The sequence below is a fragment of the Trichococcus collinsii genome (genome assembly GCF_900107505.1).
GTDB lineage: Bacteria > Bacillota > Bacilli > Lactobacillales > Aerococcaceae > Trichococcus > Trichococcus collinsii.
Window position 1 is genome coordinate 223,012 of record NZ_FNQH01000001.1, and the last position, 18,047, is coordinate 241,058.

The 18,047-nt window shown below is 43.5% G+C and carries 15 protein-coding genes; 13 read left to right on the plus strand and 2 right to left on the minus strand.

Features of this window, described 5'->3' with window-relative positions; genetic code table 11:
- Positions 1 to 3 precede the first annotated feature (3 nt).
- Complete coding sequence (gene holA / locus BLV66_RS01140; protein ID WP_086985993.1) at positions 4 to 1,038, plus strand: DNA polymerase III subunit delta; 1,035 nt, start codon at positions 4 to 6, stop codon at positions 1,036 to 1,038.
- 338 nt (positions 1,039 to 1,376) lie between these two features.
- Here holA and rpsT read toward each other — a convergent pair whose 3' ends face one another.
- On the minus strand, positions 1,377 to 1,631 hold the full coding sequence (rpsT, locus tag BLV66_RS01145) for a 30S ribosomal protein S20 (RefSeq protein WP_068562182.1): 255 nt from the start codon (positions 1,629 to 1,631) through the stop codon (positions 1,377 to 1,379).
- Between the two features lie 262 nt (positions 1,632 to 1,893).
- Here rpsT and uvrB point away from each other — a divergent pair, with 262 nt between their 5' ends.
- The 8 genes from uvrB (at position 1,894) to cls (ending at position 13,636) form a co-directional block, all read left to right on the plus strand.
- Positions 1,894 to 3,885, plus strand: a complete 1,992-nt coding sequence (gene uvrB, locus BLV66_RS01150) for an excinuclease ABC subunit UvrB (protein ID WP_086985326.1) — start codon at positions 1,894 to 1,896, stop codon at positions 3,883 to 3,885.
- 138 nt (positions 3,886 to 4,023) lie between these two features.
- Complete coding sequence (gene rpsO, locus BLV66_RS01155) at positions 4,024 to 4,293, plus strand: 30S ribosomal protein S15 (RefSeq protein ID WP_086628176.1); 270 nt, start codon at positions 4,024 to 4,026, stop codon at positions 4,291 to 4,293.
- Positions 4,294 to 4,516: 223 nt separating this feature from the next.
- The gene (gene pnp, locus BLV66_RS01160; RefSeq protein ID WP_086985325.1) at positions 4,517 to 6,625 is read left to right on the plus strand and encodes a polyribonucleotide nucleotidyltransferase; all 2,109 of its coding nucleotides are present in this window, start codon (positions 4,517 to 4,519) and stop codon (positions 6,623 to 6,625) included.
- Between the two features lie 607 nt (positions 6,626 to 7,232).
- Complete coding sequence (gene citX, locus BLV66_RS01165; protein WP_176974083.1) at positions 7,233 to 7,796, plus strand: citrate lyase holo-[acyl-carrier protein] synthase; 564 nt, start codon at positions 7,233 to 7,235, stop codon at positions 7,794 to 7,796.
- 224 nt (positions 7,797 to 8,020) lie between these two features.
- Positions 8,021 to 9,061 (plus strand): aspartate-semialdehyde dehydrogenase, encoded by a 1,041-nt coding sequence (locus BLV66_RS01170; protein WP_086985323.1) that lies wholly within the window; start codon positions 8,021 to 8,023, stop codon positions 9,059 to 9,061.
- A 663-nt stretch (positions 9,062 to 9,724) separates the two neighbouring features.
- The gene (locus tag BLV66_RS01175; RefSeq protein WP_086985322.1) at positions 9,725 to 11,404 is read left to right on the plus strand and encodes a ribonuclease J; all 1,680 of its coding nucleotides are present in this window, start codon (positions 9,725 to 9,727) and stop codon (positions 11,402 to 11,404) included.
- Between the two features lie 60 nt (positions 11,405 to 11,464).
- Positions 11,465 to 12,067 (plus strand): energy-coupled thiamine transporter ThiT, encoded by a 603-nt coding sequence (locus BLV66_RS01180; protein ID WP_086985321.1) that lies wholly within the window; start codon positions 11,465 to 11,467, stop codon positions 12,065 to 12,067.
- A gap of 120 nt (positions 12,068 to 12,187) precedes the next feature.
- Positions 12,188 to 13,636, plus strand: a complete 1,449-nt coding sequence (gene cls, locus BLV66_RS01185; protein ID WP_086985320.1) for a cardiolipin synthase — start codon at positions 12,188 to 12,190, stop codon at positions 13,634 to 13,636.
- A 105-nt stretch (positions 13,637 to 13,741) separates the two neighbouring features.
- Here cls and BLV66_RS01190 read toward each other — a convergent pair whose 3' ends face one another.
- Positions 13,742 to 14,086, minus strand: coding sequence for a hypothetical protein (locus BLV66_RS01190; RefSeq protein WP_086985319.1), 345 nt, complete (start codon positions 14,084 to 14,086; stop codon positions 13,742 to 13,744).
- Positions 14,087 to 14,624: 538 nt separating this feature from the next.
- Between BLV66_RS01190 and BLV66_RS01200 the strand changes: the two genes are divergently transcribed.
- Genes BLV66_RS01200 through BLV66_RS01215 form a run of 4 tightly spaced genes read left to right on the plus strand, consistent with a single transcriptional unit; the run spans position 14,625 to position 18,042 of the window.
- Positions 14,625 to 14,945 carry a hypothetical protein gene (locus BLV66_RS01200; RefSeq protein WP_086985317.1) on the plus strand — a complete coding sequence of 107 codons (321 nt, stop codon included), beginning with the start codon at positions 14,625 to 14,627 and terminating at the stop codon, positions 14,943 to 14,945.
- Positions 14,932 to 16,896 (plus strand): V-type ATP synthase subunit I, encoded by a 1,965-nt coding sequence (locus BLV66_RS01205; RefSeq protein ID WP_086985316.1) that lies wholly within the window; start codon positions 14,932 to 14,934, stop codon positions 16,894 to 16,896. The genes BLV66_RS01200 and BLV66_RS01205 overlap by 14 nt, the downstream gene beginning before the upstream one ends.
- Positions 16,897 to 16,924: 28 nt before the next feature.
- Positions 16,925 to 17,401 (plus strand): V-type ATP synthase subunit K, encoded by a 477-nt coding sequence (locus tag BLV66_RS01210; protein ID WP_407701483.1) that lies wholly within the window; start codon positions 16,925 to 16,927, stop codon positions 17,399 to 17,401.
- 50 nt (positions 17,402 to 17,451) lie between these two features.
- Complete coding sequence (locus BLV66_RS01215; RefSeq protein WP_086985314.1) at positions 17,452 to 18,042, plus strand: V-type ATP synthase subunit E; 591 nt, start codon at positions 17,452 to 17,454, stop codon at positions 18,040 to 18,042.
- The last annotated feature ends 5 nt before the right edge of the window (positions 18,043 to 18,047 follow it).

Here is an 18,047-nt window from a genome sequence, read left to right on the forward strand (position 1 = left end):
AGCGTGAATTATACAACGGAGATGTCCAAAATAAAAAAAGGTCAGCTACAACCGGTCTATTTATTTTTGGGTAAAGAAGATTTTTTTATAGAAGAAGCGAAGCAATTGTTGCTGCGTACAGTGGTTGACGAAGCCGACAAGGATTTGAATGTCGGCATATTCAATATGGATGGGACGTTGTTGGATCGGGCTCTTGAAGATGCGGAGTCGCTGCCTTTTTTTGGGGAAAGGCGTTTGGTCATCATTGAAAACCCACTTTTTTTGACAGCCGAAAAACCCAAAAATGGGCTGGAACATGATCTTGCCTGGTTGGAGGGTTACCTGGAGAACCCTTCGCCCTCAACAATTCTAGCTATTTTTGCGCCTTATGAAAAATTGGACAGCAGAAAAAAAATATCGAAACTCCTGGCTAAGAAGGCCGTCACTGTTGATGTTTCTCCTTTGGCGGAAAAAGAAGCCCGCAAATTTTTGGGGGACATGATAAAAAATGAAGGCTATCTGATGGACCGCGACGCACTTGAGCTATTTTACGAGCGGATCGAAAATCAGCTTTCGCGGGGAATGAGGGAGTTGCCTAAGTTGTTTCTCGCCGGATCTGAAAACAAAAAACTCACCAAAAAGATGGTGATCGACTTGATCCCGCGAAATCTGGAACAAAATATTTTTGAATTGGTGACGCAGGTTCTGAACAAGAACACGTATCTGGCCATCCAGATTTATCGGGATCTGTTGCTCCAAAAAGAGGAACCGATCAAAATCAATGCTATCCTTCTGGGGCAATTCCGGCTGTTGCTGCAAGTTAAGCTGCTCTCAAAAAATGGGTATCAACAAACCGATATCACCAAAGTGTTGAAAATCCATCCTTATCGTGTGAAACTTGCTTTCCAGCAAGTGAGAAATCTTTCCGAAAAGGTATTGGCGGATGCATTTCAGGGATTGGTCGAGACGGAGTATAACATGAAGACAGGGCAGGGGTTGAAAGAGATACAATTTGAGTTATTTCTGATCCGCTACGCAAACGCAATACCCAAACAATAAAATTAAAGGAGAAAAGCGGAACGGGTTCGGTCAGCCCTGAAAGAAATTTAGGAAATCGTGCTCCGCAACGTTCCCTACGGTCACCTTAGACTCCCATGCAACTGAGCATCGTAGAGCGCAATAGGTACGATTTACCTAATTTCAGAAGGGCTAACCCGTGAAGCTGGACATCATTTTGTATGCGTGAAATAAGTTGCAAATCAGTTTAACACCTGTGGTGATACGCTTCTTAGTTTGATAAGTTATACAAATTACTTTCATACGAAAAAGGCCGAGGACGGACCAGTTGGACTGGTCTGTCTTCGGCCTTACGTTTTGAAGTCTCTTAAATCAAAAAATTATTTTGCTAATTTTTTAGTTAAACGAGAAATGTCGCGAGACGCTTTGTTTTGATGAATTAAGTTTTTAGAAGCTGCTGAATCGATAGATTTAACTGCTGCCTTTAATAATTCTTCGCTATTTTCAGCGCCTTCTGCTACTGCAGCTTCAAATTTTTTGATAGCTGAACGCATAGCACTCTTTTGAGCGTTGTTTTTTAGGTTAGCTTTTTCGCTAGTGCGAACGCGTTTGATTGCTGAATCGATATTTGGCATTGGGTTCACCCCTCTTTCCTTATTTCTATAACTATTAGGCTGTTTTGCCAACATGCCATATTATACATAATTTTGGAGGGTTGTGCAATAAAAAATGAAAGAGATTCCTTTTTTAATACTAGCGACCTAGAATTTCGAGATACATATTTTGAAATTTTTGGGTCAAAATCGGGCCAGGCAATGCCGAAAGCTCCAAAGTGTACGAAAGTATGTTTGGGTGGTAAAATACTTGTAACAGTAAGTGAAGAGGTGAATCGTCCATATGAAAGATCATTTTGAATTAGTTTCCCCATACCAGCCCAGCGGTGATCAGCCGGAAGCCATCAAAGAGCTCGTCGATGGGTTGAATCTGGGCAGAAGGGCGCAAACATTGTTGGGCGCGACCGGGACCGGTAAGACTTTTACGGTAGCGAACGTCATCCAAGCAGTAAACAAGCCGACGCTAGTCATTGCACACAACAAAACGTTGGCTGGGCAATTGTACGGCGAGTTGAAGGGATTTTTCCCGAATAACGCCGTCGAATATTTTGTGAGCTACTATGACTATTATCAACCCGAAGCATATGTTCCTTCCAGTGACACTTATATAGAAAAAGAATCCAGCGTAAATGATGAAATCGATAAACTGCGTCATTCCGCAACCAGTTCCTTGCTGGAAAGACGGGACGTCATTGTTGTGGCTTCCGTATCCTGCATCTATGGTCTAGTGAATCCACTGGACTATAAAGAGCATACTTTATCGTTGAGGCAAGGGATGGAGATGGAACGGAATGAACTGTTGCGCCGGTTGGTGGAAATGCAGTTTGAACGCAATGATATCGATTTTAGGCGCGGCTCGTTCCGTGTGCGTGGGGATGTGGTCGAAATTTTTCTGGCATCCCGCGACAACGAGGCCATCCGTGTCGAGTTTTTTGGGGATGAGATCGATCGGATCAGGGAAGTCGATGTGCTGACCGGAGAAATCAAGAACGACGTTGAACATTTTCCCATTTTCCCGGCCACTCACTTCGTGGCAAATGAAGAAAAAACTTTGCATGCAGTCGACATGATCCGGGCAGAACTGAAGGACCGTCTAAAAGTGCTGCGCGAAGAAAACAAACTGCTAGAAGCCCAAAGATTGGAACAGCGCACCAACTACGACATGGAAATGTTGATGGAAATGGGATACTGCAACGGAATCGAAAACTATTCCAGACATATGGATGGGCGCGCTCCTGGAGAGCCGCCATACACGCTGCTTGATTTTTTCCCGGATGATTATTTGATTGTCATCGACGAGTCCCACATCACGATGTCGCAAATACGCGGTATGTACAACGGGGACCGCTCTCGGAAAGAACAGCTGGTGGCATACGGCTTCCGTCTGCCGAGCACCTTGGATAACCGCCCGTTGATGTTGAAGGAATTCGAGGAACGGGTCAACCAGATCCTCTACATTTCAGCGACACCGGGCCCTTACGAATATGAACAAAGCCCTTATGTAGCCCAACAGATCATCCGTCCAACGGGTTTGTTGGATCCGATTGTGGAAGTGCGTCCTATCAAAGGCCAGATTGATGATCTGATCAGTGAAATCAATTTGCGCGTCGAACGAAATGAACGAGTGTTCATCACTACCTTGACGAAGAAGATGTCGGAAGACTTGACCGATTATCTTAAGGAAATCGGCATCAAAGTGAATTATCTGCACAGCGAAATCAAAACGATGGAGCGAGCGGAAATCATCCGCAATCTTCGTTTGGGAGAATTTGATGTTTTGATTGGAATCAACCTGTTACGGGAAGGGTTGGATGTTCCTGAGGTTTCGCTTGTCGCCATCTTGGATGCCGACAAAGAAGGCTTCCTGCGGAGCGAGCGCTCGCTTGTCCAGACGATCGGAAGAGCAGCCCGCAATGAGAACGGGAAAGTCATCATGTATGCGGACCGCATAACGGATTCCATGGAGCGGGCCATATTTGAAACGAACAGGCGCCGTGCGACACAAGAAGCCTACAACGTTAAGCATGGTATCACACCGAAAACGATCATTAAAGAAGTCCGTGACCGCATCAGCATCTCGCACACACCTGAAGATGCAGAAGGGGAAGTCAGCATTTTGAGCATCTATAAGGCGATGACGATGGAACAACGCCGCGAAGCGCTCGACCAACTGGATAGGGAAATGCGGGAAGCCGCTAAAGCCCTCAATTTTGAAAAAGCGGCAGAAATCCGTGACATGGTATTGGAGCTGAAAGCCGAATACAAAGGTTTATAAAAAAGTGATTTTCACTTGCAATCGGTAAGGAATTACGTTAAACTGTTCCATGTATTATATATACGACCTTCAACTTGGTTAAGCGAATCACCAACGTTTTACTCAGTTAAAGGTAACTTTATGAAAGAGGTGAAAAAAATGGCAATTTCAAAAGAACTTAAAAATGAAATCATCAAAGAATACGCTATTCACGAAGGAGATACTGGATCCCCTGAAGTGCAAATCGCAGTTCTTACGTATGAAATCAACCACTTGAACGAGCACGCACGCGTTCACAAAAAAGACCACCATTCTTACCGTGGTTTAATGAAAAAAGTTGGACACCGTCGTAATTTGTTGGCTTACTTGCGTAACAAAGACGTTCCCCGCTACCGTGAACTAATCCAAAAATTAGGCTTACGTCGTTAATTTCGTGGCTAAGATATATGAAGCGAGATTCCACTGTGAATCTCGCTTATTTTTTGGGATTTTTTGGACAATGAGTGCAAAAATGCTGAGCAATCAGCTATAATGGAATGAGGCTCCCGCTCTACAGACCGCTACTATACAAATGTGAGCTTATCAGCATCAGTAGGTTGACATTTGTTTAGTAGTTGGTAGATGGGAAGCATCGCAAAAGGAGAATGATAACATGTCAGAAAAAAAAGTGTTCCAAATGGACTGGGCAGGTCGTTTGCTGCAAGTCGAAATCGGCCAATTGGCTAAGCAAGCCAACGGTGCGGTATTGGTGAGATACGGAGATACTGTCGTATTGACGGCTGCTGTGGGTTCAAGAGAACCAAAGGATACCGATTTCTTCCCTTTGACTGTAAACTATGAAGAAAAAATGTATTCAGTCGGTAAAATACCTGGAGGATTCATCAAGCGTGAAGGCCGCCCAAGCGAAAATGCAACGTTGACGGCGCGTTTGATTGACCGTCCGATCCGCCCGATGTTCCCTGAAGGATTCCGCAACGAAGTGCAGATCACAAACGTTGTCATGTCCGTTGAACAGGATTGCGCGCCTGAAATGGCTGCTATGTTCGGTTCCTCTTTGGCTTTGGCGATTTCCGACATTCCATTTTTTGGACCGATCGCTGGAGTGAACGTTGGCCGTGTGGATGGCGAATATGTTTTGAATCCAACTGCTCCACAGAATGAAGCGTCTGATATTGAGTTGACTGTTGCCGGTTCGAGAGTCGCAATCAACATGGTTGAGAGCAGTGCTGCAATGGTTAATGAAGAAGATATGCTTGGGGCATTAATGTTCGGGCACAAAGCAATCCAGGAATTATGTGATTTCCAAGATAAAATCGTAGCAGAAGTCGGCAAGGAAAAAATGACAGTCAAACTTTTGTCTTTGAATCCTGAACTTGTAGCCGAAGTTACCGCTGCTTATGGCGAAAATATGACGGCAGCCATCATGACAGAAGAGAAATTGGCTCGTGAAGCTGCTATTGAAGATGTGAAAGCTGAAGCAATCGTATTCTTCAAAGAAAAGTATCTGGATGACGCCAACTTTGCACAAATTTCCAAAGAAGTCCGCCAAATCGTGGAAGACATGGAAAAAGACGAAGTGCGCCGTTTGATCACAGTCGATAAAATCCGTCCTGATGGCCGTAAAATCGACGAAATCCGCCCGTTGGCTTCTGAAGTCGGTTTATTGCCGCGCGTACACGGATCTGGATTGTTCACGCGTGGACAGACGCAAGCTTTGTCCACTTGTACTTTGGCTCCGCTTGGCGAACATCAAATCATCGATGGCCTTGGTATGGTAGACAGCAAACGGTTCATCCACCATTACAACTTCCCACAATTCTCGGTCGGCAGCACCGGCAGAGCAGGCAGTCCTGGACGCCGTGAAATCGGCCATGGTGCTTTGGGTGAACGTGCATTGAAGCAAGTCATCCCGACTGAAGCAGAGTTCCCTTACACAATCCGTTTGGTTTCGGAAGTATTGGAATCTAATGGGTCCTCTTCACAAGCAAGCATCTGCGCCAGCACGCTGGCAATGATGGACGCAGGTGTACCGATCAAAGCACCGGTAGCGGGTATCGCGATGGGCTTGGTTATGGAAGGCGACAACTACACAGTCTTGACGGACATTCAAGGTCTTGAAGACCACTTGGGCGACATGGATTTCAAAGTTGCCGGAACAAGTGAAGGCATCACTGCGCTGCAGATGGACATCAAAATCCAAGGTATCACAGAACAAATCCTGACTGAAGCGTTGATGCAAGCGAAAAAAGCGCGTATGGAAATCCTTGCTGAGCTGACAAGCACGATTGCAGCTCCTCGCGAAGAGTTGTCCCAATATGCTCCGAAGATTGAAATGATGCAAATCAAACCTGATAAGATCAAAGTCGTCATCGGTAAGGGTGGAGATACGATCAACAGCATCATCGAAGAAACCGGCGTGAAGATTGACATCGATCAAGATGGTAACGTGAGCATCGCTTCAGCAGATACTGCGATGATTGCCCGCGCGAAACAAATCATCGAAGAATTGACGCATGAAGTGAAGGTCGGCGAAATCTACGAAGGTACTGTAAAACGTATCGAAAAATTCGGTGCATTCGTCGGAATCACAAAGGGCAAAGACGGCATGGTCCACATCTCGGAATTGGCTAACGAGCGTGTCAAAGAAGTTGAAGACGTCCTAGCAATCGGCGACAAAGTCAAAGTCAAGGTCATCGAAGTCGATAGACAAGGCAGAATCAATCTTTCCCGTAAAGCACTATTGCCTAAGGAAGAAAAATAAACTGCTTATAACAGAATAATACTGTAAGCAAAGAACAGGCGAAACCTTCATAAAAAGGCGATGCCTGTTTTTTGCTGTTTGTAGTTAAAATCCGGGCCCGAAAGAAAGCTGCGCACAAGTATTCTAATAATACTGACAAATAGAGTAATATTGATTAATAATAGATTTTAATATTAAATCAATGAATTTTTTCCATAAAAGCGTTATTATAGTGTAAAGAGAAACAAATTTTTACGGCAACATTTTATGGATATATTTTCTGATTATATCGCCCTGGTTAATGTAAGCGCTTTATAAAAATGTGAAGTGTTGTTATTGGCTTGTGGCGTAGTCTACAGCAAAACCAAATAATGGCTCCGATTTCGCCTCCAAGACTCGTCTGTAGCAGAATTGTGTACATCGTGAAGCTTACACGGAAGCTTTTCTTACAAATAATGGTATCATCATTATCAGCAAACAATCTGTCGTTCAATCATAAAGAAGCATGAGATCAGACTTACGGGCAGCTCGAAGACGTAGAAAGACTAAACGGAAACAGTAACGAAACTGGATGATCCGGCTCAGTTTTTCGAAAGAGAACAAAATAAAATAGTAAAGGATGAGTGCAATGGTGCCAGAATCTATTTTCTCACAAGGTCAAATGCCGACGCTCAAGGAAGTGTTGGCCTCGAGGGAACAACGTGCTTTTTTTGAAGAAGAAATCAGCAAAACGAACGCAAACCAGACTTTGATTTCCCTTAAATGCAATATTCCTGGACCAGTCAAATATAATGCCATCGTTAGACAGATTTCTGAAATCGGCATCCAAGAAGTAAAAAATGCGATTCAAGCAAATAAATGGAAAGTCACCTATGAAAAATTGATGGACTTGGATACGGGTCCGGAATATTTTGTCGTCGTTGATACCTATCCAACTGCCGTGAAGCAAGCCGCTATCATGATAGAAGACGGCAGTTTGCTAGGCCAGCTGTTCACGATCAGCGTGTTTTATCTGGAAGAAGGCAAGATGATCGAGGTGCAGCGAATGGAAATAGGCTATGAACCGAGAACGTGCATGGTTTGTGGGGATGAAGCATTCGAATGCGAAAATGCGAATGTGCACAGTAGGGACGAAATCCAGAAAAAAATTGAATCCATACTGCAGGAGGACGGAAGAGTCCGATTAGATTAAGAAACCTTATCCAGGAAATCCGTGTCACCATCGAAAAACAATAAAATAGGCAGCATTCAGCATTCCAAGCAGAGATCCCGGATAGGGTTTCTGCTCGGAATGTTTTTTATTGTAATCAAAAAATAGATTAAAAAATTCTAATAAAGTATGGTAAAATGCTTAAGTGAAGGATGTCCAAATCCTAAAAAAATAGATAATACAGAAAATGAATGAGTGAGGGATCGATGATGAAAGAGTATAATGTTGCCATTGTAGGTGCTACAGGTGCTGTTGGAGAAAAAATGCTAGGCTTGTTGGAAAATGCTTCTTTTAAGATAAAAAGTTTGAAGCTGTTGGCTTCTAAACGGTCTGTAGGTAAAGTAAAGACTTTCCGCGGACAGGAACTGCAGATTGAAGAAACAACCGATGACTCATTTGAAGGCATCGACATTGCCTTATTCAGCGCTGGGGGCGGCATCACGAAACAATTCTCCCCTGCAGCCATCAAAGCTGGAGCCATCGTCATCGACAATACGAGTGCTTTTCGTATGGATCCAGAAACGCCATTGGTTGTTCCAGAAGTGAATCCAGAAGACTTGCGCAAGCACAAAGGGTTGATCGCTAATCCAAACTGCTCCACTATTCAGATGGTGGTAGCTTTGCAGCCAATCCGCGAAAAATTTGGTTTGGATCGCGTCATCGTCTCCACATACCAAGCGGTAAGCGGAGCTGGCCTACATGCTTTGGAAGAATTGAAAGCTCAAACCCAAGCGGTCCTGAACGGTGAAGAACCGGTTGCAAATATTTTACCTTGTGGTGGCGATAAGAAGCATTTCCCAATCGCATTCAACGCTTTACCACAAATTGATGTGTTCAGCGAAGGCGGCTACACGTATGAAGAGTGGAAAATGATCAACGAAACCAAAAAAATCATGGGTGACAAGGACATCAAAGTTTCTGCAACTTGTGTGCGTATCCCCGTGATGTCTGGGCACTCGGAATCCGTCTATTTTGAAGTGGACGACAAAAATGTTTCTGTCGCAGATATCTGGGAAGTGTTGAAAGATGCTCCAGGAGTTGTGCTTCAGGATGATACAGCAAATCAAGTCTATCCTACCGCCCGCGAATCAGTCGGTAAGAATGAAACATTTGTCGGACGTATCCGTAAGGATGTGGATGTCGACAATGGTTTCCATATGTGGGTTGTTTCCGATAACCTATTGAAGGGCGCTGCCTGGAATTCTGTACAGATTGCCGAAAAAATGATTGAAATGGGCCTTCTTTAGAATTTTTAAATGCGAATTAGCTAGTCAACACCATCTGACGAAAATGAATATATCAAGACCTGTCAAAGGTTGGGCCGAAAAGGGTGTTTAATTTAGCACCGTTCTCGGTCCGTTCTTTTTGAGAGGTCTTTTTTCGTGCAGAAATTTATTTTATATTTTAACTTGTAGAGTGCTTCAATGTGAGTGTTTCATACACTTGCAAAATGTTTGATGCATCTAAGAAATTGTCTAGCGTTCCAAGCCTGCCTCTCGGAAATTAGATAAATTTGACCCATTGCGCTCTGCGATGCTCATTTGCGTGGGACTCTTAGGATTTATCCTTTAGAGTCCCAGTACAAGGTGACCGTAGGGAACGTTGCGAGGCCAGATTTCCTAAATTTCTTTCGAGGCAGACCAAGCTTGTCCCGCTTTTCTCACACTTTCAGAAAACCAAAACAGAAACTGAAGCAAATACTACAATTTTGCCAATAATCATGTATAATATAACAGAGAGGATATCGGTCACGTTTAGTCGAATGCGAAGAAAACGCATTCGCTTGTAGACCCTGAGGACAGCGCGGTAGAGCAGCAGTGCTGATTTTCAGGGACGAAAATACGGAGAAAGGCATTCAAACGATCAAAATAGATAACAGCATAGAAAGCTGAAAAATAAGAGGTGGTACAATGAGTAAAGTAAGAATAATTTCTCTCGGAGGTGTGAGAGAAAGCGGTAAAAACATGTATTTAGTGGAAGTGGACGATTTAATTTTTGTATTGGATTGCGGTTTGCTCTATCCGGAAAACGAATTGTTGGGAATTGATGTGGTCATTCCTGATTTCACGTATCTGGAGGAAAATAAAAATAAGATAGCAGGTATTTTCTTGACGCATGGGCATGCGGATGCTGTAGGAGCATTGCCTTATTTATTGCAGAATATCGATGCACCCGTGTTCGGTACTGGTTTGACGATTGCGCTGGCTAAACTGGCGGTTGAATCAACCGGATTGGCTACTGGCTTTGAGGATTACCATGTCATCGACGAGAACACTGAAATTGAATTTGAAAATACCAGCGTCCGATTCTTCAGAACTACACATACGATCCCTGATTCTGTAGGGATTTGTGTGAAGACGGAAGAAGGCAGCGTTGTCTATACCGGTGACTTCAAGTTTGATCAAAGCGCATCTCCGATGTATCGAACTGATTATGGCAAAATTACGGATATCGGCGAAGGCAAAGTTTTGGCGCTATTGAGCGATTCGGGAGATGCCGAGTCAACTACGGAAAATGTCAGTGACCGTAAGATTGAGGAAGAAATGCTAGATACCTTCATCAATGCTGAGGGACGAATCATTGTATCCTGTGTGGCAAGTAATATTTTGCGCATTCAGCAAGTTTTTGATGTCGCACTCCAAGCTAACCGTAAAATATTTTTGACAGGTCCGACTTTGGTTGAAACTATTGAGGTTGCTATGAAACTAGGAAAACTAGTCTTGCCGACTCCGGATTTGCTTGTAAATGTAAAAAATATCAATGATTACCGTGATGGGCAAGTCTTGGTGCTGGAAACCGGCAACAGCGGGGAACCGTTGGAAGCATTGCAGCGTATGTCCAAAGGTAGACATAAGCAAGTGAATCTTAAAGAAGGCGATTTGGTTTACATCACGACTACACCGTCGACAGCGATGGAAACAACAGTCGCAAAAACCAAAAATTTAATTTACCGAGCCGGTGCATCCGTGCGGGAAATATCGGGAACATACAAAGCTTCCGGGCACGCTTCGCCTAACGATTTGAAATTGATGATCAACTTGCTTAGACCTATGTATTTCGTGCCTGTCCAAGGGGAGTATCGGATGCAGGCTGCACATGCCCAGTTGGCGAATGAAGTCGGTATTCCGTTCAAAAACATATTTATCCCCGGCAAAGGCGACGTCATCGAATTTGCAAAAGGACGTATGCACATGACGGGACAGGTCCCAGCCGGTAATGTACTGATTGATGGCATCGGCGTTGGCGATATCGGCAATATTGTTTTGCGCGACCGCAAGCTGTTGTCGGAAGATGGCATCTATGTTGTTGTTGTGACGATTTCCAGAAGATTGAACAAAATTTTGTCGGGTCCGGAAATCGTTTCGCGTGGCTTCGTCTATATGAAAGCGAGCGAAGAACTTGTCAAAGAAAGTTCGAATATCGTCAGGGAAGTAGTAGAAGCTAATTTGCATACAAAAGACTTTGATTGGGCCAAGTTGAAACAAGAGATACGAGATTCGTTGAGTCGTTATCTTTTTGAAAAGACGAAGCGCAAACCGGTCATTTTACCGATCATCATGGAAGCATCCAATTATCAGAAGAAGAGCTGATGTCCCTTTGCCGTAAAGGCAATAAAACGGATCGTTGTTGAAAAGGAGAGATTCATCTTTATGGGTTCTAATAGTATGAAGGCTTGGATCGAGGCAGCTCTGTTTGCGGTCCTCGCAATCGCCTTGGCATATGTGGCCATTCCATTGGGAGAATACACTATTGTGCTTGCTTTGTTGCCGTTGCTTTTCATTTCTCTCCGCAGAGGAATATTACTTGGTCTGGTTTCAGGAACACTGACTGGCCTTGCTTTATTTGCGCTCAAAGGAGAGGGGGCGGATGTTGCCGCAGATATCCTGACCCAAGCAGCACCGTTCGTTTTCGTGGGCATCGCTGGTTTCTTTGCGAAATTCACGCAACGCACATTGAACAATAAACGTTTCCCGAATGCAGCTTTGAATATAATGACGGCATCTTTTTTCGGAACGCTTGTCTATTTTGTTTGGGCACTGATTTCTGACCTGTTCCTCAGCGAAGAAGCAGTTCCTGCTGGAGTTTCTGCTTTTGCACATTTTCTTCCGGAACAGACGCTATCGTTTGCGGCAACTTTTGCCTTCAGCGCAGTCGTTCTGGTGTTGATCGCAAAATTCGCGCCTAAAGCGTACATCCCAAAAGGCAGCCGTTTCCTGAGCAGAAAAGAAAAATCGAAACTGTTGAATGATTAAAAAATAAAAGGCGAAGGACGGATTTTAATTATCCGGACTTCGTCTTTCTGTTTTTATGGGCTCGTGTGCTATCATTAGTGGGTAAGCTATTTTGTCATTTTATTGATTTGGAGTGGTCATATGAGTATTTGGTCAATGATATTTACGGCAATCATCGTTTTAAATACAATCGGTGCAATCATCACCGTCTTTAAAGAAAAAAGGGACGTCGCAGCCACTTGGGCGTGGTTGTTGACGTTAAACCTGCTGCCGGTGGCGGGCTTCATCATCTATCTTTTTATAGGCAAAAAGATGTCAAAGGAAAACATCTATGATATGCGGACCCAAAAAAGCTTGGGGATGTCCCAGTTGGCGAAAGTCCAAATCGAAATGCTGGAGGATGAAGATCTAGCGCAAGGTTTGGTCGAAACCGACTATGCACAAAAAACAGCTATCCTGTTCCTGGAAAGTGATGAATCCATTTTGACTAAGGGGAACAAACTTGAAATATTTAAGAGCGGTGAAGGTGTGTTTGATGCGCTCGTGCAGGACATCTACAAAGCTGAAGATCATGTGCACATGCTTTATTACACTTTTCGCTCAGACGAGTTGGGTAAACGCGTTCTGGCGGCATTGGAAGATAGGGCGGCAGCCGGTGTGGAGGTTCTTGTCGTTTACGACGCGATGGGTTGCAGAGGGAATGATTCAAAATTTTTCAATAACCTTGAAAAATTAGGAGGAAAGACGGAAGTGTTTTTTGGATCAAAAATACCTTTCGTCAATTTGCGGATGAACTATCGTAACCATCGCAAAATAATGGTGGTGGACGCGAAAGTTGCTTATCTTGGGGGATTCAATATCGGTGACGAGTATCTGGGGAAAGGGGAACTTGGCGAATGGCGGGATACGCATATGAAAATAGAAGGCAATGCGGTCCTGACGCTTCAAAGTCGTTTCTTCATGGATTGGAATGCGGTTGCTAAGCCTAAGAATCGAAAAGATTACGCAGAGGCCTATTTCCCGATTGCCGATAAAAAAGGCGATACAGCCATGCAGATTGTAGCAAGTGGACCGGATGACGAAGATCAGACAATCAAAATGGGTTTCCTGAAGATGATCAGTCAAGCGAAAGAATCAATCTATATACAGACACCTTACTTTATACCTGACGAGAGTCTGCATGAAATGCTCAAGATTGCGGCATTATCCGGTGTAAGAGTCAAAATCATGATCCCTTCGAAGCCGGATCACCCTTTCGTCTATCGGGCAACGGAATATTTTTCCAAAGACATCATAGAGTATGGTGCCGAAGTCTATATGTATCAGAACGGTTTCCTGCATTCAAAAGTGATGATTGTCGACGATGAAATAGTATCGGTAGGCACGGCAAATATGGATGTGCGCAGCTTCAAATTGAATTTTGAAATAAATGCCTTTATTTACGATCGTCAAGTGGCTGAAGAATTGATCGCGAATTTTGATGAAGATCAGGAAAAGTGCATCCGTGCAACCCATGATTATTTCGCAAAACAATCGAGGTGGCGGAAATTCAAACAAGCTTTTTCCAGATTGCTGTCACCGATATTGTAGACCTCAAGCGTACTGGAAACGGAAAAAAGGAGTGCAAGGCATCAGTCTTTAACGGCATGCCTTGCACTCCTTTTTGTATATGAATATACCATCGACTAATAAGAATTAACCAAGTTGGATTGCCAATATTTGACTGATATTCAGCAGGTAAGTCACTTTTTTGTCAGCGGTTGTGAACATGACTTGTCTTTTCGGGGTTACCTGGGAATTGAATATGCCCCAAACCAATGTTCTTGTATATGATTTCGGTCCCTGTTTTTCTTCGATCACAACATACACAGGGGTGTGGTTTTCAAAGGCTTGATTAGCGAAACGGACAACTTGATGAATCGGCATTACTTTGTCCAGAATGGCTTCATTAATGGACTGGACGGATGAGAGTGGACGCAGATATGATTTTTTGGAAGGAGTCTGAGTATTATTGGATACCGGATAGATGTAGTTTTGCATGTTGGTTCCTCCGAACGTGTGTTTGTCTTGCATCCTCATTATAAGAACATCTGTTCTTTTTTGCAAGCTATTTATTTTACGTTCAACAAAATTTCAGGACAGCAGGCATGCAACTCAACCTGCAGTTTTGTCATTTCGGCCGCAAATGGCCCAAAATTCCCTCGTTACCAAGTAAAGTAGAGTCATGAAAAAAACGTGTTGGCCACACGTTAACTGTGAAGGAGGAAAAAAGATACTTTGATTGCTTGGAGGAATCGCTGTAAAAAATAAGCCGCAAAAGAGACTCCCCGAGGAGGGTTTGCATTTGATGCATGCTTCTTGGGGATTTTTGTTCACAAAATGTTCATTTTAATATTTTGAAAGAATTTGAGAAAGTTTCTTCCTATTAATGAAACTGCGGTGGTTGTTGAAAACGCTGGAAATGGCGTTCAATTAGATTTGAACGGCCTTTACATTAACTGTATAATGAAATTACTGATTGGAAAAAAGATTATTTTTCCGAAGGAGAATCAAATGAGGGACGGAGGTGGAATGAAAGATGCAAATATTTGATGAAGTAAAAAAGATTGAGCAGGAAGCAACGGATCTGGAATTGGATTATCAGAACAAACTGCGCAAACTGGAACAGAACACGCAAGATAAAATAGGCGAAATGAAAAGGAATATCGAAAAAGAATTAGCTACTTTTCAATCCGAAGAACTTGCAAAAAAATCAGAGCAACTGGCAATTCTCAAGAAAGCTTCCGCAGAAAGTGAAAAATCGGAAATCGAGAAGTTACAGACTCGGTTTGAAGCGAAAGAAGAAGAACTTGTGAATGCGGTAATTGGGGAGGTGATGAGGAAATATGGCAATCGCTAAAATGAAAAAAATTACTCTCATTTCTTTTCACGAAAAAAAAGAGCAGCTGTTGACGGCTATCCAGACATTGCAAAACTTAGAAGTCATCGATTTGCCTGCTGCAAAAGAAAATTTGCAATCCATGTCGCCTAAAGAACGAGAGACAATTGAACAAAACATCAAGAAGACTGAAAGTTATCTGGAAAATGTCACGGAAGCCTTATCTTTCCTGCAGTCAAATCTGAAGAAGGAGTCTTTGATCAAACAGTATACTACCCCGAGACAATCTCTGTCTTTGGAAGAGTTGGAAAAAGCTGTGAGCGAATTTTCTTCGGATGCTGTTCTGGACAAAGTGTTGGGACTGAAGGCTGAACAGAAGAAACTGGAGGATGACAAGAAACATCTGTATGAGCAAGAGGATTTTCTGCTTTTATGGAAAAAATTGTCATTCAATCCAAAAGACACTGCTGCATTTGAACATATCGCGGTCAAAGTGGGCACGATTCCTCAGACGCTATCCAACGATTACATCACCAGTGTGACTTCCAATCCCTTGGTCTACACGGAAGAAATCTTTCAGAACAAAGAATCATACGGAGCAGTGATTTTCTATGATCCGTCAAAAGTTATTGATGTAAACGCTCTGTTGGACAGCAACCATTTCCAACCGTTAGCGTACGAGTATGATTTGCCGCCTACAGAAGCATTGGCAGAGGTTCAAAGCCGCATTCAGGATAATCGTGAAGCAAACAAACAGTTGCTGGCGGATCTTTCCGACATGAAAACAGAAGAGTGGCAGTTAATGCTACTGTCCGAGTTCCATTATGCAAAACTGCAGCGGATAAAAAGCCAACAATTGCTTGTCAACGAGAAACATCTCTTTGTCATTCAAGGATGGCTTGAGGAAGATAAAGTCAAAGAAATCAAGCGGACATTGACTGAGACTGTGTCGGAAAATGAATACGCATTGACGGTTGATGATGCAGAGGGATCGGATGTTTCAGTTATTCCGACCGTTTTGAAGAACAATAAGTGGATTACTCCTTTTGAGAATATCACTGCCATGTACAGTCTGCCGAAATATGACGAAATAGATCCAACACCACTGTTGACGCCTTTCTACCTTTTGTTCTTTGGAATGATGATTGCGGATGTCGGATACGGTCTGTTGCTCCTTATCGGAACATTACTGGCATTGAAGTTTCTGAACTTCAACAAAAGCATGCGCAACAATCTGCTGTTCTTTCACATTCTGTCCTATCCATCCATCTTGTGGGGATTGGTCTACGGCTCTTTCTTCGGACTGGAATTGCCGTTTGTGCTCTTGTCCACGAGCAATGACGCCAATACGATTCTATTGATATCGGTAGTGTTCGGGGTCGTTCAGATTATGTTCGGTCTGGGCATCAAGACCTATTTATCTTTGCGCGACAAAGATCCGCTGGGCGCGATTTCCGGCAGTATTGGCTGGTTGGGGATTTTTGTGGGCCTCATCTTCATCCTGTTCGGGAAGATGCTTTTCCCGAGCCAAGTCCTTGTGACCGTTGGAGCAGCTGTCGCCATCACTAGCGCGGTCGCGATCGTGCTTGCTACAGCTATGGCATCCGATAACAAGGCGTTGGGTGCTGGTGCCGGATTATATAATCTTTATGGGATTACCGGTTATATCGGCGACATAGTCAGTTATACCCGTCTGATGGCTTTAGGGGTATCCGGGGGCAGTATTGCGGTTGCCTTCAACATGATCATTGATTTCTTGCCGGTGTGGGCAAAATTCACTATCGGTGCTGTATTGTTTGTTTTGTTGCACACCATCAACTTCGGTTTGTCCATGCTGAGTGCTTATGTGCACGGCGCTCGTCTAGCTTTTGTCGAATTTTTCGGCAAGTTTTACGAAGGTGGCGGAAGAGCCTTGGAGCCGTTGAAGACAGAAGAGAAATATATTTACTTAAAAAATAAAAAAGAAGCTTAACTATTGGAGGAATTATAAAATGGAAAATATGACATGGTTACAATATTTCATCGATAACAACGGCGGCATGATGTTCGCAGCTTTAGGCGTCGCTTTGGCGGTCGGACTGGCGGGAACGGGTTCGGCAAAAGGAGTCGGTATGTGTGGTGAAGCCGCTGCTGCATTGATTAAAGAGCAACCAGAAAAATTCGGTAAATCATTGATTCTGCAACTGTTGCCAGGTACGCAAGGTTTGTACGGTTTCGTTATCGGATTCTTGATTTATCTACAAATGTCTCCTGAAATGACTGTTGCACAAGGAATGTATTATCTGATGGCCGGTCTGCCTATCGCAATCACTGGTTTGACTTCAGGTATCGCACAAGGCCGTGTATCTACAGCAGGTCTGCAAATTTTGGCTAAGAGAGAAGAGCACAACACAAAAGGGATCATCTATGCTGCCATGGTTGAAACGTATGCAATCCTAGGATTCGTTACATCATTCTTGTTGGTATTGAACGCTTAATTCTCAAAAGCTCCAGAAGAATGAAAGAATAAGTAAGGAGATGAGAAAGCGTGAAAGATCTACAATCCTTGTCTGAACAGATCCTGAATAAGACAAAAGCAAAAGGACAAAGCAAACTGGAGGATGCTGAAAAAATTTCTGTCGCAAAGATAGAAGAGAGCAGATTGACTCTGGTTGAACAACAAAAAGCGCGCAAGGCTGCCATTTTGAAAAAAATTGCCAACGATTTTGATCGTGAGCAACAAACCTTGAAGAATAAAGAGCGCAACGCTGTTTTGAAAGAGAAACAGGTCATCCTGAAATCGGTCTTCCAGCAAGCTTTAGAAAAAATGAACACGTGGGATGAAACCCATTTTGCGCAATTCCTGAACGGGGTGCTATCTCAAGCTGACGATTCGAAAGCCTACAACATTGTTCCAGGCGCAAAATCGATCGCCCACTTTAAGGGGAAAGAGCTGCAGCAGCTGTTGGTCAAATACCCCGCTGTCAAGATTTCTGAGGAGTCTATTCCGAATAAAGCCGGATTCATCCTTCAGGAAAGTGGAGTCGACTACAACTATTGTTTCGATGATCTGATCGAAGATGTAAAGAACGACTTTGCAGCAGAGCTGGCGACTTTAGCATTCCAAGACAAAAAGTAAAGGAG

Coding starts and splice junctions, on each gene's coding strand:
- rpsT (WP_068562182.1), bottom strand. CDS start 1,631: ATGCCAAATATCGATTCAGCAATCAAACGCGTTCGCACTAGCGAAAAA.
- uvrB (WP_086985326.1), top strand. CDS start 1,894: ATGAAAGATCATTTTGAATTAGTTTCCCCATACCAGCCCAGCGGTGAT.
- rpsO (WP_086628176.1), top strand. CDS start 4,024: ATGGCAATTTCAAAAGAACTTAAAAATGAAATCATCAAAGAATACGCT.
- pnp (WP_086985325.1), top strand. CDS start 4,517: ATGTCAGAAAAAAAAGTGTTCCAAATGGACTGGGCAGGTCGTTTGCTG.
- citX (WP_176974083.1), top strand. CDS start 7,233: ATGGTGCCAGAATCTATTTTCTCACAAGGTCAAATGCCGACGCTCAAG.
- BLV66_RS01170 (WP_086985323.1), top strand. CDS start 8,021: ATGATGAAAGAGTATAATGTTGCCATTGTAGGTGCTACAGGTGCTGTT.
- BLV66_RS01175 (WP_086985322.1), top strand. CDS start 9,725: ATGAGTAAAGTAAGAATAATTTCTCTCGGAGGTGTGAGAGAAAGCGGT.
- BLV66_RS01180 (WP_086985321.1), top strand. CDS start 11,465: ATGGGTTCTAATAGTATGAAGGCTTGGATCGAGGCAGCTCTGTTTGCG.
- cls (WP_086985320.1), top strand. CDS start 12,188: ATGAGTATTTGGTCAATGATATTTACGGCAATCATCGTTTTAAATACA.
- BLV66_RS01190 (WP_086985319.1), bottom strand. CDS start 14,086: ATGCAAAACTACATCTATCCGGTATCCAATAATACTCAGACTCCTTCC.
- BLV66_RS01200 (WP_086985317.1), top strand. CDS start 14,625: ATGCAAATATTTGATGAAGTAAAAAAGATTGAGCAGGAAGCAACGGAT.
- BLV66_RS01205 (WP_086985316.1), top strand. CDS start 14,932: ATGGCAATCGCTAAAATGAAAAAAATTACTCTCATTTCTTTTCACGAA.
- BLV66_RS01210 (WP_407701483.1), top strand. CDS start 16,925: ATGACATGGTTACAATATTTCATCGATAACAACGGCGGCATGATGTTC.